This window comes from Streptomyces sp. NPDC059166 (genome assembly GCF_042755185.1).
Lineage (GTDB): Bacteria > Actinomycetota > Actinomycetes > Streptomycetales > Streptomycetaceae > Streptomyces.
The window spans coordinates 20,766-41,077 of record NZ_JBHZCI010000028.1; the positions used below are offsets into that span (position 1 = coordinate 20,766).

A 20,312-nucleotide genomic window follows, 5' to 3' on the forward strand; every position below is an offset into this window, starting at 1 on the left:
CCCCCTGACAAGAACACTTGGCAAGGGGCACTCTGAAAATTCCAGAGTGACTGTGTCCCTTGAGCCGGGCGCATGGCACACTTCTGGAACACAGCGCATCGGGAGGTCTGAAGTGAGCGAACCGCGGTCCGCCCCGACCGTGGGTCAGGTCGTTCTCGGCAAGCGTCTGCAGGATCTGCGGGAGCGCGTCGGCCTGAGTCGCGACCAGGCGGCGAAGGTGCTCCACGTCGCCGCCGGGACCATACGCAGGATGGAGACGGCCGAGGTCGCGCTGAAGATCCCCTACGTCCAGGTGCTCCTCAAGGCCTACGGGATCTCCGACGACGAGACCGAGGCCTTCGTCCAGCTGGCCGAAGAGGCCAACAAGCCCGGCTGGTGGCAGCGTTTCCACGACGTGCTGCCCGACTGGTTCAGCATGTACGTCAGCCTGGAGGGCGCCGCGAGCCTGCTGCGCACCTACGAACCGCACTTCGTCCCCGGCCTGCTGCAGACCGAGGACTACGCCCGCTCCGTCATGCTCACCGGTGCCGTGGGACAGACCAGGCCCGCAGACATCGAGCGCCACGTGGCGCTGCGGATGGAACGGCAGGCGCTGCTCATCAAGGACGAGGCACCGAAGCTGTGGGTGGTGATGGACGAGACGGTGCTGCGCCGTCCCGTCGGCGGTCCCGGCACGATGCGCGCCCAGATCGACCGCCTGCTCGAAGCCACCGATCTGCCCAACGTGACCCTGCAGATCGCCGAGTTCGCGACGGGGCACCACCCCGGTACGTACGGACCGTTCGTCCTCTTCCGTTTCGCGGTGCCCGAACTCCCCGACATGGTCTACAGCGAGTACCTGACCGGCGCGGTCTACTTCGACGCGCGCCCCGAGGTCGCTTCCTACCTCGAGGTCATGGACCGCATGGCGGCCCAGGCCGCGACTGCACAACGCACGAAGGAGATCCTCCGGGACTTCCGCAAGGAGCTGTCATGAACCACATATACAACGGCATGCCGGCCGCCGACCTCGGCACCGAAGGCTGGTACAAGCCGTGGAGCGGTGGTAACGGCGGCAACTGCATCGAGGCCATGAAGCTGGCCGACGGCAGGGTGGCCGTCCGCCAGTCGGCGGACCCGGACGGCCCCGCCCTGATCTACTCCAACGGTGAGATCGCCGCGTTCATCCAGGGCGCCAAGGCCGGCCAGGCGGACTTCCTGCTCACCTGACACCTGACACCTGACCCGGTCACCCGGCGTCTCCAGGCAGTCCTCCGTCGGAGACCGGGCCCCGGCCGCACGGGCGTCGTCCGCAGGCGGCACGGACGCGCACCGGATCCCGCACGTGGGGAGTGCCCGCGGCGGGGTGCTCTCGCCGCAGGTCACAATGAGGGCATGTCACGACGCACCTCACGCCCCGGCCGCCCCTCCGCCCCACGGACGGCGAACCCCCGGATCACCCCGCGGACACCGTGCCCGTGCGGTCTGCCGGCCGCTTACGGAGAGTGCTGCGCCAGGTATCACACGGGAGCCGCCGCCCCGACGTGCGAGGCGCTGATGCGCTCCCGGTACACGGCCTTCGCGGTCCGCGACGCCGGCTACCTGCTGCGCACCTGGCACCCGGCCACCCGTCCCGCGGTCCTCGACCTCGACCCGCTGACGCGCTGGGACCGGCTGGAGATCCTGGCCACCACCGAGGGCACGGCCTTCCACACCACGGGGACGGTCACCTTCCGCGCCCACTGGACCGACGGGGACGGCCCCGGTTCGCTGTACGAGAAGAGCCGCTTCGTGCGCCACGAGGGCGCCTGGGTCTACGAGACGGCCGAGTCCACCGCGTAGGGGAGCGGGATCAGACCGCTGCCGCCGAACGCTCGGGCGGGGCGAGCTGATGTTCGAGGTCCTCGGCGAGCAGCCGTTTCGCGATCCGGTCGACCGCGGCCCGCAGCTCCCGGTCGTCGGGCCGGGCGCCGTCCTCGGCGAGCCTCTCGTTGAGCCAGCGCCCCCAGGCGGCGGAGATGGTCGCGGCCTCGCGACTCCCCGCAGCCGTATGGGTGAAGAGCCTCCCGTCACCGGTGAGGAAGCCCTCCTCGATCATCCGGTCGAAGACCGGAACCAGGACCTCCGGCGGGATCCGGTGCCGCGCCGCGATCAGTCCGAGCCCCGCGTGGCCGACCATCCGGGTGAAGAGGTCCACCTGCATCACGGCCCAGGCCCCCGCCATGTCCAGCCGGGTGTCGGACTCCGCCACGATCCGGCGGGCGGTGTCGGGACCGGTCCGGTGCAGGATTCTGGCGACGGCCGATTCGAGGACCTCCGCCGCGTCCCCGGTCTTCGGCTGGGCGAATCCCTCACCCATGTCGGTCGAGCTCGCCCGGGCGCTGTCGCGCAGCTTCACCTGCTTCAGGAACAGGGCCACGACGAAGCCCAGCAGCGCCACCGGCACGGTCCAGAGGAAGACGGTGTGCAGGGTGTCGGCGTACGCCTGCGCGATGGGTGCCGTCTGCTCCGACGGGAGGGCGTGCACCGCCTGCGGGCTCTGGACCACCTGCGGCAGGGTCGCCGGATCGCCGCCCGCCCGCGCGGCCTCCTCGACCCCCTGGCGCAGATTCGGCCGCAGCGCGTTGGCGTAGATGGTGCCGAAGACCGCCGTCCCGAAGGAACTGCCGAGCGTACGGAAGAACGTCACCCCGGAGGTCGCGGTACCCAGGTCCGCGTAGTCGACCGTGTTCTGCACGGCGATCGTGAGCACCTGCATCGACAGGCCGATGCCGATCCCCAGCACCAGCATGTACAGCGACTCCAGCCACACCCCGCTGTCGGGGCCCATCCGGGACAGCAGGAAGAGACCGGCCGCCATCACGAGTGAGCCGACGACGGGGAAGTAGCGGTACTGCCCGGTCTTGCTGACCACGTTGCCGCTGAAGACGGACGCGGCCAGCAGGCCGATCACCAGGGGCAGCGTGCGCACGCCGGAGAGCGTGGCCGAGTCCCCGTCGACGTACTGGAGATAGGTGGGCAGGTAGATCATCGCGCCGAGCATGGCGAAGCCGACGATGAAGCTCAGGACGGAGCAGACCGCGAACACCGGGTTGCGGAAGAGCCGCATCGGCAGCATCGGCTCCCTGGCCCGGGTCTCCACCACGCAGAACAGCGCGAGTGCGACGAGCCCTCCGGCGAACAGCCCGAGGATGACCGGTGAGCCCCATGCGTACTCGTTGCCGCCCCAGCTCGTGGCGAGGATCAGCGCGCTCGCACCGGCCGCCACCAGGGCGATGCCCAGGTAGTCGATGACCGGGCGCCCCGCCGCCCGCACGGAGGGGATGTTCCGGGCGGCGGCGATGACCACCACGATCGCGATGGGCACATTGACGTAGAAGGCCCAGCGCCAGGTCAGATGGTCGGTGAACAGCCCTCCCAGCAGCGGGCCGACGACCGTCGCGACGCCGAAGACCGCACCGATCGCCCCCTGGTACTTGCCCCGGTCGCGCAGGGGGATTACATCGGCGATCAGTGCCATGGACGTCACCATCAGGCCGCCCGCGCCGATGCCCTGCACACCGCGCCAGATGATGAGAAGCAGCATGTTCGAGGCGAGGCCGCAGAGGAACGAACCCGTGATGAAGACGATCGCGGAGATCTGGAAGATCAGCTTCCTGCCGAAGAGGTCACCGAACTTCCCGACCAGCACCGTCGCCACGGTCTCCGCGAGCAGATAGGCGGTCACCACCCACGACATGTGCTCGGCCCCGCCGAGGTCCGAGACGATCGTGGGGAGCGCCGTTCCCACGATCGTCTGGTCGAGAGCGGCCAGCAGGATCCCCAGCACGATCGTCGCGAAGACGATGTTGCGCCGCCGTGGGTCGAGGACCGGTGGCGCGGTGGCACTCTGCGGGGCGGGGGATGTCTCGCTGGCAGTGGTCACCCTTGCACCCTCACACCGGCCCCGCGGCGCTGCATGCGGTGAGGGGCCGGACGTGTCAGGCCACCAGGTCCCGCAGTGACGCGGCCATCCGGGCCACGAACGCGTCCCTGACATCCTCGGGGACCCGGTCGAGCGACAGGTAGGGGTTGAGGTCCTCCAGTTCGACGAGGAGCAGCCCGCCCTCGGGAGTCCGGCAGGCGTCCACCCGCTGGATGCCGTGGGAGAGGGTGTTCCACTCGACGAAGCGACGCGCGAAGGCCAGGTCTTCGTCGGTCGCCGCGTACGGTTCCAGCACCCAGCGCCGGTCCGGGTGCGGTGCGTGCAGGGCGTACCGGAAGTCGTGCCCGACGAAGTAGAAGGACACCTCGTAGCGGAAGTCGATCCTGGGCTGCACGAGCAGCGTGCCGTCCGCACCGTCCGGAAGCTCCGGCTCCTCGGTGTACCGCAGCCCCACCGAGTCCGCGCCCAGCTTGGGCTTGACGACGTATCCGGCGGACCTGGGGAGCAGGCCGAGGTCCGCCGCACGGTCCACGGTCGGGATGACCGGGAAGCCCGCCCTGCTCAGGTCGACCAGATACTGCTTGCCGGCCATGTCCCCACGGCCGTCGAGCGAGTTGTAGACCCGGGTGCCGGCCGCGCGTGCGCGGGCCCGGAACGCGTCGTACGCCTCCTGGTGATGCAGGACCGGCCCGCTGTTGCGCACGACGACCGCGTCGAAGCCGTCCAGCAGCGCCGCCGCGTCCCCCGGGTGACAGAGAGCGATGTCGAAGTCCTCGCGGAGCCGGGACGTCAGGAAGATGTCCTCGTCGCAGTAGCGCCTGCCGCGGGCCTCGTAGGCGAGATCCGTCACGAAGAGGACGGAGGGGCGGCGGGCGTCGGTCTCGGCGATCAAGGGATACTCCCAGGGGGTTCGGTATGCGGCAGTCGGTCAATAGCCTTGAGGGCACTGTCCGTTCACTGCCGTGAAGCCACCTGATCTCTGCCCCACAGGAGTCAACGTGTCCCAGGCGTCGTCACCGCCCGACATTCTCTCGCCCGCCTTCGCCGCCGATCCCTACGGGGCCTACCGGATCATGCGCGAGAGCGCCCCGCTCATCCACCACGAGGCGACGGGGAGCTACCTCGTCTCCCGGTACGAGGACGTCGAGCGCGTCTTCAAGGACCGGGCCCAGGAGTTCACCACGCAGAACTACGACTGGCAGCTGGAGCCCGTCCACGGCAGGACGATCCTCCAGCTCAGCGGCAGGGAGCATGCCGTACGCAGGGCTCTGGTCGCCCCCGCCTTCCGGGGTGCCGACCTCCAGGAGAAGTTCCTGCCGGTCATCGAGCGCAACGCCCGCGAGCTCATCGACGCCTTCCGGCACACCGGGGAGGCCGACCTCGTGGAGGCCTTCGCCACCCGCTTCCCGGTCCTGGTCATCGCGGACATGCTCGGCCTGGACCGTGCGGACCACCGGCGGTTCCACGGCTGGTACACGGATGTCATCGCCTTCCTCGGTAACCTGGCCGGCGACCCGGCGGTCACTGCCGCCGGTGAGCGCACCCGCCAGGAGTTCGCCGAGTACATGATCCCCGTGATCCGCCGCCGCAGGGAGGAGCCGGGCGACGACCTGCTCTCCGCGCTCTGCGCCGCGGAGGTCGACGGGGTGCGGATGAGCGACGAGGACATCAAGGCGTTCTGCAGTCTGCTGCTCGCCGCCGGAGGGGAGACCACGGACAAGGCCATCGCCTCGGTCTTCGCCAATCTGCTGGCCCATCCGGATCAGCTGGAGGCCGTGCGGCAGGACCGGTCGCTGATCGACCGGGCCTTCGCGGAGACCCTTCGCCACACCCCGCCGGTCCACATGATCATGCGCCAGACCGCGGACGAGGTGAAGCTCTCCGGCGGCACCGTCCCCGCCGGAGCCACGGTCACCTGTCTGATCGGGTCGGCCAACAGGGACGAGGCCCGCTACGCGGACCCGGACCGCTTCGACATCTTCCGAGACGATCTGACCAGCACCACCGCCTTCTCCGCGGCCGCGGACCACCTGGCGTTCGCGCTGGGGCGGCACTTCTGCGTGGGTGCGCTGCTGGCCAGGGCGGAGGTCGAGACGGGGGTCGGCCAGTTGCTGGACGCGATGCCGGACGTGCGGTTCGCCGAGGGCTTCACCCCGGTCGAGGAAGGCGTCTTCACGCGCGGGCCGGCCTCGGTGGCGGTGCGCTTCACACCGGTGGGCGGCTGACAGGAGGCCGGTGCGGCGGTCCGCCGCACCGGCCTCCGCCCTCCGGGGCGTCAGCGGATCTGGCGACCCGAGATGGCGCGGGCGATGACCAGGCGCTGGATCTCGCTGGTGCCCTCGAAGATCGTGTAGATCTTGGCGTCCCGGTACATCCGCTCCACCGGGTGCTCCCTGCTGTACCCGGCGCCGCCGAGGATCTGAACGGCCTTCTCCGTCGCCGTCACGGCGAGTTCGCCGGCGCGGAGCTTGGACATGGAGCCCTGGCCGGCGTCGAAGGTGCGGTCGTTGCGTGCCATCCACGCCGCCTGCCAGATCAGCAGCCGGACGGCTTCGATCTCGGTGCGGATGTCGGCGAGGGCGAAGGCGATCGACTGGTTCTCGATGACGGGGCGTCCGAACGCCTCGCGCTGACCCGCGTACTCCAGGGCGTACTCGTACGCCGCCCGTGCGATGCCCAGCGCCTGCGCGCCGACCGTCGGGCGGCTCACCTCGAAGGTCGCCATGGCCGCCTGGCCCTTGGCGGTGCCGCCCTCGCGGGCACGGGCCAGCCGGGCGTCCAGCTTCTCCTTGCCGCCGAGCAGGCAGCTCCCAGGTACCCGTACGTCGTCGAGGAAGAGATCCGCGGTGTGCGAGGCGCGCAGACCCAGCTTCTTGACGGTGCGGCCGGCCTCCAGCCCCTTCGTGCCCGGGGGCACGATGAAGGCGGCCTGACCACGGGCGCCGAGCGAGGGCTCCACCGAGGCGACCACCACGTGTACCTCGGCGATCCCGCCGTTGGTGATCCACGCCTTCTGGCCGGAGAGCACCCATTCGTCCCTGGCCTCGTCGTAGCGCGCCCGGGTGGTCATCGCGGAGACGTCGGAGCCGGCCTGCGGCTCGGACACGCAGAAGGCCGCGACCTTGGGGTCGTCCTCGTCGCCGTAGCACTGCGGAACCCACTCGGCCAGCTGGTCGGGGGTGCCGGAGGCGAAGATCCCGGCGACCGCGAGGGAGGTACCGAAGAGCGCCATCCCGATGCCGGCGTCCCCCCAGAACAGCTCCTCGTTGGCGATCTGCAGGGAGAGCCCGCTGGGGTCCCCGTACATGTCGGCGAGCGATTCGAAACCGTAGAGGCCGATCCTGGCCGCCTCCTGGATGACGGGCCACGGAGTCTCCTCGCGGGCGTCCCACTCGGCCGCGGCCGGGCGGACCACATCGGCGGCGAAGCCGTGGACCCAGTCCCGCAGGTCCCGCTGCTCCTCGGTCAGGGCGAGGGAGAAGTAGCTCATGGGCTCAGGCCTTCGGGATGTCGAAGTAGCGGGTCAGCCCCGAGGCAAGGCCGACGTCCCCGGCGACCTTCAGCTTGCGCATCATGAACATCGTCACGGGGTTGCCGTTGCCGGACACCAGCTTGAGGAACTCCGCGTCGGCCATCACCAGAGTGGTACGGGGCTCCGCCTCGGAGCGGCCCGCGCTCACCGTGCAGGCGCCGTCGGCTATGGCGGTCTCGTACACCTCGTCGGTCTCACCGGTGATCTTCCAGCGGATCAGCGCCTTCAGCGGCCCGGCCGCCTCGGGGCGGAACTGCTGCCGCATGCGGCCGAACACCTCGCTCAGCACCCTGGTGCGCAGGTCACCCTGCATGACCTCGCCGAGCTGCTTGGCGGAGAGGCCCTTGACGATCCGCGCGAACTCCTCAGGGGAGACCGCGGCGAAGTCGAGCCCGGACAGTTCGTCGGTGAGGTTGCCGCTGCTGTTGTCGGCCACGCCAAATCCTTACTCCAGAGTAAACTTACTTCTGGGTAAGGTAAGGCGGCGACGGCCGCTTAGCAAGCAGGCGGCGTCACCACGATCCGTACGGGCGCACCACGAAGTGCGGGTGGTGTGCGGACAGCACCTTGTTGGCCCGGGCGAGCTCGGACAGGGCCTGCTCGCGGTCGGCCTGGTCCTCGGCGTCCAGCCTCGGCCCCCGGAACCTGAGCACCTCCCGGGCCGCGCAGTCGGCGTCGAGCTCCGCCTGCAGGATGTGTTCCGGGGTGCAGGCGCCGATCAGCGCCGCGACCCGGTCGGGGATCGGCACAGGGACGAGGACGTGCGGGGCGGTCATGGGGGGTTCCCTCTCGGATGGTCGGCCAGGAGGTGGTGCTCTGGGGCGGGCGGTGTGCCGTCGCGCCTCCTTATGTAACGGGACGCAGGTCCTGTTTTCTCCCCGAGAACGTCTCCGTGTCGCAACCGTTTGGGACTGACCGTCTATTTCCCCTTACCCGGGGGTAAGTTGACTCGGCCGCGGGTGTGTGATGGTGCGTCAGGGGAGCGGGTGCGGACTGCGGCCGCGTAACTTCAGCGCCCGGAGGACGGCTTCCGTGGCGAAGCGGCTCTCGGGTTCGGTCAGCTGGTCCCCGAAGATCGACTCCAGGCTGCGCATCCGGTAGCGGACCGTCTGGGGGTGCACATCCAGCAACTCGCCCATCTGGGCCGCCGTGCCCCGGGTGTCGAGCCAGATCCGCAGCGTCTCGATCAGCCGCGCCCGCCGGGTCGAGCTGATGCCGGACACCGGTGCGAGCTCACGGGTGGCGAGCTGATCGAGCAGGGGCGGGTCGGACAGCAGCCACAGCGTGGTGAGGTGGTCCTCGCACAGCAGCAGGGGGGCGTCGTCGACGACACCCGTGTCGGCCAGTTCGAGGACCCGCCGGGCCCAGCGGATCGAGTCGGCGGCGAGAGCCGTGGGCACGGTCAGTCCGATCGCGGCCCCACCGGAGGGAAGGACCCGCCCGAGCATCTGTCTACGCGCGTCGTCGACAGGGCCCGGGATCAGCAGGTGCGGCTGGGGGTCGGAGGGGTCGATCAGCACGTCGGTGTCGGCGCTGATCCGGTCCAGCCCGGCCGACGCCCGCACGGCCACCAGGGTGACCTGCTCGGGCAGTACCCATCCGGTCTGCTCGCACAACTCGGCGATGGCGCTGCGTGGTACGGGCCTGCCCGCGAGGATCAGGTGCAGCAGCCGCCGGCGTACCGCCTCGCTCCGCTGGTCGGACTGGGCCTGCACCTCCAGGTAGCCCTCACGGGACAGCGCCTCCAGTTCGTCCACGTAGGCGAAGAGCGCGTCCGCGAAGCTGAGCATGAGCGCGGGGGAGAAGTTGTAGCTACGGCCGACCTTCTTCGCGCGCCGTAACGCGACCCGCGCCCCGAGCCGGTAGGCGCCCTGCAGTGCGTCCATCGAGCGGCCCTCGTAGGCCTCGAAGCGGCCGAATCTCCGGCACATGTCGTCGCGCAGGACGGTGGGTGACGAGGGTTCGGCGACCAGGTCGACGAAGGAGGAGAGGCTCTGCTCGACACCCATGCGGATGGAGGTGCCGTTGGGCCCGTTCAGCAGTCGCGCGTATTCCGGATAGGCGCGGGTCACTTCCATGCCGATCTCTTTGATCAGACTCGGCAGTTCGGGGCGCATGATCGCGGCGAACTCCTGAGGCAGGGGCCCCAGCGGGTCTCCGGTGTCCAGCGGCTGGATGAGTCTCGGCATGACCGTCCCCTTGCTTTCCTGGGCCCCGCACCGGTGGAGCGGGTGACGGGAAAGCGCTCCCACGGGCCGGCAGGTGTATACCAACAACGGCGCCGAAGATAGACCAAGCCGGGCGGGGTTCACACCGTCTGGACAAGATCGAACCGCGGGAGGTCCACAACATGGCTCCGTTGTGGCGTTCCTGTGCAGGTGAGGCGGTAAGTGCTCACTTCCGGACAATGTTTTCGGCCTGGAGTCCCGCTGGTGGGAAGGCCGTACCCGTCGTTCGCCTCCCGGACCGCCGGTGTCCGCCGCCGGGTGAGGCCGCCCGGTGCTCCGCGTGCCATCGGGCCGTCCCCCGGTCGCGGGTGGGCCCCGCGCCGCTCGGAATTCCCGCGGGTAATTGCGCACCAAGTGACAAGTGAACGAGCCGAATTAGTGACGCGCGGACGAGGAAAAAAACTTGCCGGACCAATCCTGGCGTACAGGATTGTGCTCCAAGTTTCCCGCAAGTAACGTCACGCCCTGTCACAGAACGAACGTGGCTGAATGCGCAGCACGGACCCCCACGGAACACGATTCACCGCGGCACTCCCTGCGTCTTTGCAGGAATTCGGGTGCTGTCCCCGCAACAGTGCGCCCGCACTGCCGAATCGGAGGAACTCACTGTGCGCAACACCCTCAGAAAGATCGCACTCACGGCCGGTGCCGCCGCGGCCGCCGTCACCCTCGGAGCCACCACCGCCACCGCGGGCGTGGCAGCGCCGACATGGACGGTCGGTCCCAGCTCGCCCGAGACCTTCTCGGCCACCGCCGGCACCGTCACCCTCGTCCTCAACGGCGTCCCGATGACGTGTACGTCCTCCGCGGCGTCCGGCAACCTGGCCAGCGCCTCCGGCACGACGAACGTGCAGGTCGGCACCATCGCGCCGCTGACCTGGAGCGGTTGCACCAGCCCCTTCGGCCCGGTGACCCCGACGGCCGACACCTCCACCGCGTGGAAGCTGAACGCCAACACCTACAGCGCCGGCGTCACCAACGGGTACATCTCCGGGGTGAAGGCCACGCTGAAGGTCCTCACCTGCACCTTCACCGTGACCGGCAACGTCGCCGCCAAGTACACCAACTCCACCGGGGTGCTGGCGGTCAGCAACAACGCCACCTACAAGCTGACCGTCGCCACCGTCACCTCGGGATGCGCGGGTATCGCGGCCGTGGGCAACAACCCGACCTACACCGCCAACTACAACGCCGTCACGCCGATCGGCGGCACCACCAAGCCGACCATCGTCTACACCCCCTGATCCGGCCACACGCCGGCCGGGGTGAACCGGGATCGCGCGGTGGGGCCGCCCGCCGCGCGATCCCTCGCACCGCGAGCAGCAGACGCGGGTCACGGGCCCGTGTCCCCGTGCCGGGCCCGTCCCGGCCCGTCCGAAGGGGACGTCGTCAGTGGGAGGCAGCCGTATGTCAGGAGCACGCAGGCGCACGGCGCGCGGTGCCGCAGTGGCCACCGCCGTGCTGCTCGGAGGGATGATCCCCGGTGCGCAGGCCTCGTCCGGTCTGCAGGAGGTCGACCTGGAGCTCGCCTACACGTGCGACCTGCCGGAAGGCGGCCCGCCGAAAGGCGACCTGCCGGAGGGCGGTCCGCCGGAGGGCGGTCTGCCGGTGAAGGTCGGTGTCACCGCGAAGCTGCCCGCGTCGGCTCGACCGGGGCAGGCGATACAGCCCGAGGACGTGGTTCTGGAGGCGACGCTGCCCGAGGGCGCGATCCCCGCATCCACCGGTTCCCCGGTGGCGAGCGTGAGCGCGGAGACGAGGCTCGGCATCGACGTGTCCCAGGAGGGCAGGAGAGCCCGGGCCGAGTGGGTGGGTACGACCTCCGGGTCCGTGCCCGTTCCCGCCGAGGGCGGTCTGCCGCTGACCACCACGGGCACGGTGCCCTATGTGAAGCCCGGGGCATCCGGGGACCTGGCCTTCGACGCCGGCGCCCTCTCGGTGGAACTCGCCCTGAAGACCGCCGACGGCATGCCGGCCGAACCGCCGGGCCTCTCCCTGGGCTGCACCCTCGACCCGGATCAGGAGACCGGGCTGGCGAAGCTGGAGATCGGCGACGGCGACGGCGACGGGGAAGGCGCGTCCGCACCGCCCGCGTCCCCGTCGTCCGGGAAGAGGCCGGCCCGCGACGGGTCCGTGCCCGAGGTCGGCACCAGGGCCGAGCGGACCGACCGCCCCGACGCCCCTCCGTGCGTCGGCGACGTGGGCAACGACCTCAACCTGAACGCCTATGTGACCGGCTACGCCAACGTCACGAAGCTGAAGGGGGCGTCCAGGATTCCCCTCGCCTGTACGCAGATCGAGCAGGGGCCGACCCGTGTCGACCTCTCCGAGCCGGGGTTCACGCACATCTACCAGGATTCGACCGCCCTGCTCGACTACGAGGGGAAGCCTCAGCTGCCGCCCGTGTCGAGTACCTTCCTGACCTTCGGTTTCATGCCGACCACCGCGACCCTGGAGATGACGCAGATCCCTGCCGGGGTGGACGCCGACGGCACTCCGGACTACAACGTGTCGTCGCACCTGGTGGTCGACTGGACCGACTTCTCGAACACGGGCACGACCACCATCAACCTCGAACTCATGCTGCGTCTCCGCGACGTCGAGGTGAACGGCGTTCCCCTGGACGTCGGTGACAACTGCCGTACCAGCAAGCCCTTCCCGCTGACCCTGGTGGGCAGGATGACCGCGAAGGACGGTGTGACGACGGGCTACACCCTGGTGACGGGCGGGGTCCTCGAGGGCTCGGTGACGCTTCCCTCCTTCAGCGGGTGCGGTGCCGGCGAGGACCTCGACAGCCTCTTCACCGCGTCGCTATCGGGTGTGCCGGGATACGTCAAACAGGTGCAGGGAGCCCCCTGCGCAGCCGCGCAGCACGTGCCGGGCACCGAGAACTCCGTCTGCACGGACGCGTACGAGCCGATCGACGTGCCCGTGGCGATCCGCTGATCCGCCGGGCCCCCGAGAGACCCCGACGGACCGAACCAAGCCCCGCTCCGAGCCGCTGACGAATTGAGGGAACGATGAGACCTGCCCCGAAGACCTGGATCAAGGCCGCCGGCGCCGTCACCGCCTCCGCCGCGCTGGTCATGCCCCTGACCGCCAGCCCGGCGGGCGCGGCCACGGCCGCCGCCCAGCTGAACGGCTCCTGGGCCCCCTTCGACCGCTGTCCGGTGGACGCCCCCGCCATGCTCGCGACCGACGGAGACGTCGACGTGCCGCTGTGTGTGACGTCCACCTCGCCCAACGGGACGATCAAGCTGGGCAACGTCTCGGCGACGACCGGTGCGACGAACCTGCAGTTCGGAGTCGTCCAGCATCCGGCGGAGGGCACGTACACGGTCGTGCCGCCGGCGGCCGGGTCCATCATCAGCGGCAAGACCACCATTCCCGGTGGCCTCCTCGGCATCATGTGCCCCAGCAACGTGCCCGTGGTCTCCGCCGTCTGCGGACAGATCACCAACGCCACCCTGAACAAGGTGACCGCCACGGTGGAGTCGGCCGGTACCCCGACCGAGTTCAACCTGGTCGCGGGCATATCCTCCGGACCGATCGTCAAGCTCCCCGTCCGGATCCGGCTGGAGAACCCCCTGCTCGGCTCCAACTGCTACATCGGGAGCAGCGCCAACCCCGTGCTGCTGCGCCCCGGCAACCTCAGCGCTCCGAGCTTCAACGCCTTCAGGTTCAACGGTGACGGCACGGAGAACCCGGACGAGGGATCGATGATCCAGATCGCCCTGTCCGGCGCCGCCCAGGGGGACAGCCAGTTCTCCGCACCGAAGGCCGGCGGCTGCGGTCTCGGCGGGATCCTGAGCTGGGCCATCGACCTCAAGGTCGGCCTGCCCGCGGCCGCTGGCTCGAACAACCTCGTCCTGAACGACGCCAGGACCTACACCGCCGGTCTCACGGCCCCCGGTCTGTCCGTGCCCGACGCCGGCAAGGAGCTCGCCGAGAGCTGGCACTCCGCGGTGAAGTAGCCGCTGAGGAGGAGCCGGCGGCACCTCCCGTCCTTGTCACCTGACGCACCCCGGCCTCGATCCCGCAAAGAGCCCGTCCCGACCGAGTGCGCCCTGGTCGGGGCGGGCTTCGGTGTTCCCGGGCGGCGTTCCCGAGCCGTCCGTTGCCACCCGGAAGCCCTCACTTCTGAACAGGTTTCGCGAGCCGATTGCTCATCGGAGTACAAGAAAACGGGGTTGTGCGATTACCTCGGAGAAAGTTCGCGAAGTGCTATTGCGGACTCAGGTTACCGGCCCGTAGCGTCCCGCTTGAGCCGCTCGGAAAAACGTCCGTACCTGCTTGTCCGACCCTCGGGGAGTCATTGCCGATCATCCTTGGGCGGAGATTCCCGGAGGGATTCCCTCCACCCGTGGGCCTTCCGTCGGAGAAGGCCGGGGCCCAGGGGTGCAACCCTTGCGGACCATCGGATTCCGGTACTCCCGGAGAGCTTGCGCAGTTTCCGACAAAACCGCCGAGCGACTTTGTCAATCGGTGACAAGTGATCCACGCCGAGATCGACATCCGACGATTTCCGCTGCTCAACGGCTTGTCCTGGCGGTTTCGACGGACATAACGTGCGCCCGCCGGCGCATGTGTGACAAGCCGCCGTTGCACGTACCGGAGCCGGAGCGCAGACAGATGACGTCGTTCACCACCACTTCGAGGGAGGGCCGATGGGAATCGAAGTAGTCGTCGAAGGCCTGACGAAATCCTTCGGCAAGCAGAACATCTGGCAGGACGTCAGTCTCACGCTTCCGGCCGGTGAGGTGAGCGTCATGCTCGGCCCTTCCGGTACGGGTAAGACCGTGTTCCTGAAATCCGTCATCGGGCTGCTGAAGCCGGAGAAGGGCCGTGTCCTGATCAACGGCGTCGACATGGTGAACAGCCCCGAGAGGGAAATCATGGAGACCCGGAAGCTGTTCGGTCTCATGTTCCAGGACGGGGCGCTCTTCGGCTCGATGTCGCTCTTCGACAACATCGCCTTCCCGCTGCGCGAACACACCCGCAAGAACGAGTCGGAGATCCGGCGGATCGTCATGGAGCGCATCGACGTCGTCGGTCTGCTCGGCGCCGAGGGAAAGCTGCCGGGCGAGATATCCGGCGGTATGCGCAAGCGGGCCGGCCTCGCCCGCGCCCTCGTCCTGGACCCGCAGATCATCCTCTGCGACGAGCCCGACTCAGGGCTCGACCCGGTGCGCACCGCCTACCTCTCTCAGCTCCTCATCGATCTCAACGCGCAGATCGACGCGACGATGCTCATCGTCACCCACAATCTCGACATCGCGGCCACGGTCCCGGACAACATGGGCATGCTGTTCTGCCGCAACCTCGTCACCTTCGGCCCCCGTGAGGTCCTCCTCACCAGCGACATGCCCGTCGTCTCGCAGTTCCTCGCCGGGCGCCGTGAGGGCCCCATCGGGATGTCCGAGGAGAAGGACGCGGCCACCCTCGCGGCCGAGCGGACGAACGGCCACGGATACGCCACCGGGCCCCGCACCGTCGTCCCGCAGCTGGAGCCGTCGCCCGGGATGCCCGTACGGCAGGCGGCGATTCGCCGTCGCGAGCGGGTCATGTCGATGATGGACCGGCTGCCCGAGGCCGCCCGCACGGCCATCCTGGACAGCTACACGCCGGCCTTGGACGGTGGGCGCCGATGACGGCACCGCTGCCCGTACGCCCGCCGGGGGAGCCCGCCCAGGAGGAGACTCCCCAGGAGACGGCGGGTCCGAGACCGCCCGCACGGCTCTCCGCCCCACTGCGCCGGACCGGTCAGCTGTTCGCGCTCGCCCTCGAAGTCTCCCGGGCCGTCTTCCGCAGGCCCTTCCAGGTGCGGGAGTTCATCGAGCAGTTCTGGTTCGTCGCCAGTGTCACCATCCTGCCCGCCGCCCTCGTCTCGGTCCCCTTCGGCGCCGTCATCGCCCTCCAGGTCGGCTCGCTCACCCAGCAGCTCGGCGCCCAGTCCTTCACCGGCGGCGCCAGCGTCCTCGCCGTCATCCAGCAGGCCAGCCCGCTCATCGTGGCGCTGCTGATCGCGGGAGCCGCGGGCTCCGCGATCTGCGCGGACCTCGGCTCCCGCAAGATCCGCGAGGAGCTCGACGCGATGGAGGTCATGGGCGTCTCGCCCGTCCAGCGCCTCGTCGTCCCGCGCGTGCTGGCCACCATGTCCGTCGCCGTCCTGCTCAACGGCCTGGTGTCCGTCGTGGGCACCCTCGGCGGCTACTTCTTCAACGTGATCATGCAGGGCGGCACACCCGGCGCCTACCTCGCGAGCTTCTCCGCCCTCGCCCAGCTGCCCGACCTCTACGTCGGCGAACTCAAGGCACTGATCTTCGGTTTCATCGCCGGAATCGTCGCCGCCTACCGAGGGCTGAACCCCCGGGGCGGCCCGAAGGGGGTGGGTGACGCGGTCAACCAGTCCGTCGTCATCACCTTCCTGCTCCTCTTCGCGGTGAACATGATCCTCACGGCGATCTACCTCCAGATCGTCCCCCCGAAGGGGGGCTGAGCGATGTCGATGCTCGGCTGGCTGGACCGCTCCGGCGAACAGCTCACCTTCTACGTACGCGCTCTGATCTGGATCCCGAGGACCCTGCACCGCTACCTCAAGGAGGTCCAACGGCTCCTGGCCGAGGTCGCCTTCGGCAGCGGCGGCCTCGGTGTCATCGGCGGAACCATCGGCGTGATGATCGCCATGACCCTCGCCACGGGCACGGTGGTCGGTCTCCAGGGGTACGCCGCCCTCGACCAGATCGGCACCTCCGCGCTCACCGGATTCATCTCCGCCTACTTCAACACCCGGGAGATCGCCCCGCTCGTCGCCGGACTCGCCCTCTCGGCGACCGTCGGCGCCGGCTTCACCGCCCAGCTCGGCGCCATGCGGATCAACGAGGAGGTGGACGCCCTCGAGGCGATGGGCGTGCGCTCCATGCCCTACCTCGTGACCACGCGGATCATCGCCGGGGTCGTCGCCATCATCCCGCTCTACGCGATCGGGCTGCTCTCCTCCTACCTCGCCTCCCGTTACGTCACGGTCCTGTTCAACGGGCAGTCGGCCGGCACCTACGACCACTACTTCAATCTCTTCCTCTCCCCGGACGACGTCCTGCTGTCGGTGTTCAAGGTGCTGATCTTCAGCGTGCTGGTGATCCTCGCCCACTGCTACCACGGCTTCCACGCCACCGGCGGCCCGGCCGGCGTGGGGGTCGCGGTGGGGCGGTCGGTACGCAACGCCATCGTGCTGATCAGCGTCACCGACTTCTTCCTCTCCCTCGCCATCTGGGGCGCCACGACCACGGTGAAGGTGGCCGGCTGATGACCGACTCCACCGCGCGGACGGTACGCCGCAGACTCGCCGGTGCGGCCTTCGTGCTCGTGCCCGTCGTACTCGTATGGGTGTCGGTCTCGGTGTACGAGAAGGACTTCACCGACGACGCCGTCGTGACCGTGCGCACCGGAAGCGTCGGCAACGAGATGCACGACAACGCCGAGGTCAAGCTGCGCGGAGTCGTCATCGGCGAGGTGCGCCACATCGAGGCCGACGGCGACGGGGCCCGGCTCACCCTCGCCATCGAGCCGGACCGTCTGGAGCGGATCCCGGCCGACGTCACCGCGCAGATGCTGCCCACCACCCTCTTCGGGGAGCGGTTCGTCGCCCTCGTACCGCCGGAAGTGCCCTCGGCGGAGCCCCTGAAGGCCGGGGCGGTGATCCCGCAGGACCGCTCCAGCAACGCCGTCGAGCTGGAGGAGGTCCTCGACAACGTCCTGCCGATGCTGACCGCCGTCAAGCCGGAGAAACTCGCCGCCACCCTGGGCGCCGTCTCCCAGGCGCTCGAAGGACGCGGTGACAAGCTCGGCGACACCCTGGTCACCCTCGACGCGCATCTGAAGGAGTTCAACCCCCAACTGCCCACACTCAACGAGGACATCAAGGAGCTCGTCAAGGTGAGCCACCTGTACGCCGATGCCGCGCCCGATGTCCTGGACGCACTCACCGACTTCACCACCACCAGCGGCACGATCGCCGGGCAGGAGGCGGAACTCGCCGGACTGTACGGATCCACCACCGCCTCCGCGAACGACGTCACCGCCTTCCTCCGGAGGAACAAGGACAACCTGATCCGTCTCTCCGCCGCCGGCCGGCCGACCCTCGAACTCCTCGCCGAGTACAGCGACGCCTTCCCCTGCACCCTGCGCACCATGGCCGCGTTCGTGCCCGCCATGGACAAGGCGCTGGGCAAGGGCACCGACGAACCTGGGCTCCACGTCACCGTCAAGGCGGTGGAGTCCAAGGGCAAGTACGTGGCGGGCCGGGACACCCCGGTCTACGGCGCCACCGGTGGCCCCCGCTGCTACTCGGTTCCCTACACCGGCGGGACCGTCCCGACCGCGGACGCGCGCAAGGCCCCCGCCGCCGCACCGGACTCCGGTGCGGGGGGCGAGGCCGCAGGGCCGGCACCCGACGCCGCACTCGGCATGCCCAACTCTCCGCAGGAGAGCCTGCTCGTCAACGAACTCGTCGCCCCGTCGCTCGACGTCCGGCCCCAGTCCCTGCCCGACTGGAGCAGCGTGCTCATCGGTCCGGCGTTCCGCGGAGCGGAGGTGAAGCTCAGGTGAAGCGCCGCTCCCTCGCGGGACCCGTGGTCAAGTCCCTCGTCTTCGTCGTGGTGACGTCCCTGGCCACCACCGTCCTCGCCCTGTCGATCGCCGACACGGGTGTCGGTGACACCACCTCGTACAAGGCGCGGTTCACCGACGTCACCGGACTGGTCGTCGGCGACAGCGTCCGCATCGCCGGGGTCGAGGTCGGGCAGGTCGAGTCCATCGGGGTCGCCGACAGGCGGGAGGCGGAGGTCGGCTTCGCCGTGCGCAAGGGCCGTGAGCTGCCCGCATCGGTGACCGCCTCGATCAAGTACCTCAACATGGTGGGCCAGCGCTACATCGACCTGGACCAGGGTGCCGGGCCGGTGGGGACGGAGTTCCGGCCGGGGGCCACGATCCCGCTCTCGCGCACCACCCCCGCGCTCGACCTCACCCAGCTCTTCAACGGCTTCCAGCCCCTGTTCGAAGGACTCTCCCCGCCGGACGTCAACCAGCTCGCCGGCTCCATCGTGCAGGTCCTCCAGGGCGAGGGCGGCACGGTCGACAGCATCCTCTCCCACGTCGGATCGCTGACCGGCACCGTCGCGGCCAAGGACAAGGTGATAGGCGAGGTGATCAAGAACCTCAACACGGTCCTCAAGACCGTCAACGACCGCGAGGCGGGATTCGACGAGCTCGTCGTCACCCTGGAGAAGCTCGTCAAGGGCTTCTCCGGCGACCGCAAGCCGCTCGGCGACGCGGTCACCGCGATGGGGGCGCTCACCACCGTCACCGCGGACCTGCTGGAGGACGGCAGGGCTCCCCTGAAGAAGGACATCGCGCAGCTCGGCAGACTCAGCGGGCAGCTCGACAGGAACGCGCCGACGATCGAGAGCTTCCTGAGGAAGACGCCCGCCAAGATGGAGGCGATCACCCGCCTCACCTCGTACGGGTCCTGGCTGAACCTCTATCTCTGCGAGGCGAAGGTGGCCGGCGTGACGACCGAGGACGGAAGCGCCCCGCCCACCGGCATCACGATCGGCGGATCGAGGTGCACCGGATGAGGATCAAGCCCGCACGCGAACGGAACCCCGTCGCCGTCGGAGCCGCCGGGCTCGTCGTCCTGGCACTCATCGGCCTCGCCGCCTACCGGGCGGACGCCCTGCCGTTCATCGGCGGCGGCACCGCCTACAGCGCCGACTTCACCGAGTCCGCCGGCCTCGACGCCGGCGACGAGGTCCGGATAGCCGGTGTGAAGGTCGGAGAGGTCACCGGCGTCTCGCTCGACGGCGCCAAGGTGAAGGTCGACTTCGAGGTGGAGGACGCATGGATCGGGAACTCCTCCACCGTCGGAATCGCCGTCAAGACCCTCCTGGGCGACAAGTACCTCGCCGTGGACCCGCTCGGTGACGCCCCGCAGGACCCGGACTCCCGTATCGGGTCGGGCCGTACCACCTCACCGTACGACGTCACCCAGGCGTTCGACGGACTCGGCGAGACGATCGGTGAGCTGGACACCGCGCAGCTCGCCCGGAGCTTCGAGACCATCTCCGCCACCTTCAAGGACTCACCACCCGATGTACGCACCGCGGCGGAAGGCCTCTCCGCACTGTCGAAGACGGTCTCCGAGCGCGACGCGCAACTCGCCACCCTCCTCAAGGGCAGCAGACAGCTGACCAGGACGCTCGCCTCGAAGAAGAGCAGCTTCGAGACCCTCCTGGAGGACGGCAACCTGCTCCTCGGGGAGATCCAGGCGCGGCGCGACTCCATCCACCTGCTGCTGACCGGCACCCGTGACCTCGGAACCCAGCTCACCGGCCTCGTCACGGACAACGACAAGCAGCTGAAACCCACCCTCGACTCGCTCGGCCGGGTCACCACGGTCCTGGTGAAGAACCGCAAGAGCCTCGACAAGGTGCTCTCGACGGCCGGCACCTACAACCGGCTCGTCGGCAACACCCTCGGCAACGGACGCTGGTTCGACAACTACGTCTGCGGGGTCGTCCCCAAGGACTACCTGCCGAAGGGCACGCCCCCGGCGAACGACTGCATGCCGCCCAAGCAAGGGGGCCGCTGA

The 20,312-nt window shown here is 69.4% G+C and carries 19 protein-coding genes; 13 read left to right on the top strand and 6 right to left on the bottom strand.

The window, feature by feature from the left end:
- Positions 1 to 112: 112 nt before the first annotated feature.
- The 3 genes from ACFXOA_RS21260 to ACFXOA_RS21270 all read left to right on the top strand — a co-directional run bounded on the left by ACFXOA_RS21260 (position 113) and on the right by ACFXOA_RS21270 (position 1,821).
- Positions 113 to 976, top strand: a complete 864-nt coding sequence (locus tag ACFXOA_RS21260; RefSeq protein WP_385030610.1) for a helix-turn-helix domain-containing protein — start codon at positions 113 to 115, stop codon at positions 974 to 976.
- Complete coding sequence (locus ACFXOA_RS21265) at positions 973 to 1,209, top strand: DUF397 domain-containing protein (protein WP_014049581.1); 237 nt, start codon at positions 973 to 975, stop codon at positions 1,207 to 1,209. Before ACFXOA_RS21260 ends, ACFXOA_RS21265 begins: the two co-directional genes overlap by 4 nt.
- A 165-nt stretch (positions 1,210 to 1,374) precedes the next feature.
- Positions 1,375 to 1,821, top strand: coding sequence for a YchJ family protein (locus ACFXOA_RS21270; protein ID WP_385030614.1), 447 nt, complete (start codon positions 1,375 to 1,377; stop codon positions 1,819 to 1,821).
- A 10-nt stretch (positions 1,822 to 1,831) separates the two neighbouring features.
- Here ACFXOA_RS21270 and ACFXOA_RS21275 read toward each other — a convergent pair whose 3' ends face one another.
- The gene (locus tag ACFXOA_RS21275) at positions 1,832 to 3,904 is read right to left on the bottom strand and encodes an MDR family MFS transporter (RefSeq protein WP_385030617.1); all 2,073 of its coding nucleotides are present in this window, start codon (positions 3,902 to 3,904) and stop codon (positions 1,832 to 1,834) included.
- A 55-nt stretch (positions 3,905 to 3,959) separates the two neighbouring features.
- Positions 3,960 to 4,796 carry a hypothetical protein gene (locus ACFXOA_RS21280; RefSeq protein ID WP_385030620.1) on the bottom strand — a complete coding sequence of 279 codons (837 nt, stop codon included), beginning with the start codon at positions 4,794 to 4,796 and terminating at the stop codon, positions 3,960 to 3,962.
- 106 nt (positions 4,797 to 4,902) lie between these two features.
- Here ACFXOA_RS21280 and ACFXOA_RS21285 point away from each other — a divergent pair, with 106 nt between their 5' ends.
- Positions 4,903 to 6,129, top strand: a complete 1,227-nt coding sequence (locus tag ACFXOA_RS21285; RefSeq protein ID WP_385030623.1) for a cytochrome P450 — start codon at positions 4,903 to 4,905, stop codon at positions 6,127 to 6,129.
- A gap of 50 nt (positions 6,130 to 6,179) precedes the next feature.
- Here the strand turns inward: ACFXOA_RS21285 and ACFXOA_RS21290 are convergent, their stop codons facing one another.
- From ACFXOA_RS21290 to ACFXOA_RS21305, 4 genes are all read right to left on the bottom strand, one after another.
- Positions 6,180 to 7,394, bottom strand: coding sequence for an acyl-CoA dehydrogenase family protein (locus tag ACFXOA_RS21290; protein WP_385030626.1), 1,215 nt, complete (start codon positions 7,392 to 7,394; stop codon positions 6,180 to 6,182).
- A gap of 4 nt (positions 7,395 to 7,398) precedes the next feature.
- Entirely contained in the window at positions 7,399 to 7,872 is a 474-nt protein-coding gene (locus ACFXOA_RS21295; protein WP_365528039.1) for an SCP2 sterol-binding domain-containing protein, read from the bottom strand.
- A 76-nt stretch (positions 7,873 to 7,948) separates the two neighbouring features.
- Complete coding sequence (locus ACFXOA_RS21300) at positions 7,949 to 8,212, bottom strand: hypothetical protein (protein ID WP_385030630.1); 264 nt, start codon at positions 8,210 to 8,212, stop codon at positions 7,949 to 7,951.
- Between the two features lie 198 nt (positions 8,213 to 8,410).
- Positions 8,411 to 9,625, bottom strand: a complete 1,215-nt coding sequence (locus ACFXOA_RS21305; RefSeq protein WP_385030633.1) for a helix-turn-helix domain-containing protein — start codon at positions 9,623 to 9,625, stop codon at positions 8,411 to 8,413.
- 647 nt (positions 9,626 to 10,272) lie between these two features.
- Between ACFXOA_RS21305 and ACFXOA_RS21310 the strand changes: the two genes are divergently transcribed.
- The 9 genes from ACFXOA_RS21310 (at position 10,273) to ACFXOA_RS21350 (ending at position 20,312) form a co-directional block, all read left to right on the top strand.
- Positions 10,273 to 10,908 carry a hypothetical protein gene (locus ACFXOA_RS21310; RefSeq protein ID WP_385030636.1) on the top strand — a complete coding sequence of 212 codons (636 nt, stop codon included), beginning with the start codon at positions 10,273 to 10,275 and terminating at the stop codon, positions 10,906 to 10,908.
- 163 nt (positions 10,909 to 11,071) lie between these two features.
- Positions 11,072 to 12,610: a DUF6801 domain-containing protein gene (locus tag ACFXOA_RS21315; protein ID WP_385030639.1), complete on the top strand. Its 1,539-nt coding sequence runs from the start codon at positions 11,072 to 11,074 to the stop codon at positions 12,608 to 12,610.
- A 74-nt stretch (positions 12,611 to 12,684) separates the two neighbouring features.
- The gene (locus ACFXOA_RS21320) at positions 12,685 to 13,638 is read left to right on the top strand and encodes a hypothetical protein (protein WP_385030642.1); all 954 of its coding nucleotides are present in this window, start codon (positions 12,685 to 12,687) and stop codon (positions 13,636 to 13,638) included.
- Between the two features lie 693 nt (positions 13,639 to 14,331).
- On the top strand, positions 14,332 to 15,315 hold the full coding sequence (locus tag ACFXOA_RS21325; protein ID WP_385030644.1) for an ABC transporter ATP-binding protein: 984 nt from the start codon (positions 14,332 to 14,334) through the stop codon (positions 15,313 to 15,315).
- Complete coding sequence (locus ACFXOA_RS21330) at positions 15,312 to 16,163, top strand: MlaE family ABC transporter permease (RefSeq protein ID WP_385030647.1); 852 nt, start codon at positions 15,312 to 15,314, stop codon at positions 16,161 to 16,163. The genes ACFXOA_RS21325 and ACFXOA_RS21330 overlap by 4 nt, the downstream gene beginning before the upstream one ends.
- Before the next feature lie 3 nt (positions 16,164 to 16,166).
- Complete coding sequence (locus ACFXOA_RS21335) at positions 16,167 to 16,970, top strand: MlaE family ABC transporter permease (protein WP_385030650.1); 804 nt, start codon at positions 16,167 to 16,169, stop codon at positions 16,968 to 16,970.
- Entirely contained in the window at positions 16,970 to 18,271 is a 1,302-nt protein-coding gene (locus ACFXOA_RS21340; RefSeq protein ID WP_385030653.1) for an MCE family protein, read from the top strand. The genes ACFXOA_RS21335 and ACFXOA_RS21340 overlap by 1 nt, the downstream gene beginning before the upstream one ends.
- Complete coding sequence (locus tag ACFXOA_RS21345) at positions 18,268 to 19,299, top strand: MCE family protein (protein WP_385030656.1); 1,032 nt, start codon at positions 18,268 to 18,270, stop codon at positions 19,297 to 19,299. The genes ACFXOA_RS21340 and ACFXOA_RS21345 overlap by 4 nt, the downstream gene beginning before the upstream one ends.
- Positions 19,296 to 20,312 (top strand): MCE family protein, encoded by a 1,017-nt coding sequence (locus ACFXOA_RS21350; protein WP_385030658.1) that lies wholly within the window; start codon positions 19,296 to 19,298, stop codon positions 20,310 to 20,312. Before ACFXOA_RS21345 ends, ACFXOA_RS21350 begins: the two co-directional genes overlap by 4 nt.

Excerpts from the sequence above, each read along its gene's own strand:
- ACFXOA_RS21300 (WP_385030630.1), bottom strand. The coding sequence starts at position 8,212 with ATGACCGCCCCGCACGTCCTCGTCCCTGTGCCGATCCCCGACCGGGTC.
- ACFXOA_RS21340 (WP_385030653.1), top strand. The coding sequence starts at position 16,970 with ATGACCGACTCCACCGCGCGGACGGTACGCCGCAGACTCGCCGGTGCG.
- ACFXOA_RS21320 (WP_385030642.1), top strand. The coding sequence starts at position 12,685 with ATGAGACCTGCCCCGAAGACCTGGATCAAGGCCGCCGGCGCCGTCACC.
- ACFXOA_RS21350 (WP_385030658.1), top strand. The coding sequence starts at position 19,296 with ATGAGGATCAAGCCCGCACGCGAACGGAACCCCGTCGCCGTCGGAGCC.
- ACFXOA_RS21330 (WP_385030647.1), top strand. The coding sequence starts at position 15,312 with ATGACGGCACCGCTGCCCGTACGCCCGCCGGGGGAGCCCGCCCAGGAG.
- ACFXOA_RS21290 (WP_385030626.1), bottom strand. The coding sequence starts at position 7,394 with ATGAGCTACTTCTCCCTCGCCCTGACCGAGGAGCAGCGGGACCTGCGG.
- ACFXOA_RS21315 (WP_385030639.1), top strand. The coding sequence starts at position 11,072 with ATGTCAGGAGCACGCAGGCGCACGGCGCGCGGTGCCGCAGTGGCCACC.
- ACFXOA_RS21335 (WP_385030650.1), top strand. The coding sequence starts at position 16,167 with ATGTCGATGCTCGGCTGGCTGGACCGCTCCGGCGAACAGCTCACCTTC.
- ACFXOA_RS21325 (WP_385030644.1), top strand. The coding sequence starts at position 14,332 with ATGGGAATCGAAGTAGTCGTCGAAGGCCTGACGAAATCCTTCGGCAAG.
- ACFXOA_RS21265 (WP_014049581.1), top strand. The coding sequence starts at position 973 with ATGAACCACATATACAACGGCATGCCGGCCGCCGACCTCGGCACCGAA.
- ACFXOA_RS21305 (WP_385030633.1), bottom strand. The coding sequence starts at position 9,625 with ATGCCGAGACTCATCCAGCCGCTGGACACCGGAGACCCGCTGGGGCCC.
- ACFXOA_RS21270 (WP_385030614.1), top strand. The coding sequence starts at position 1,375 with ATGTCACGACGCACCTCACGCCCCGGCCGCCCCTCCGCCCCACGGACG.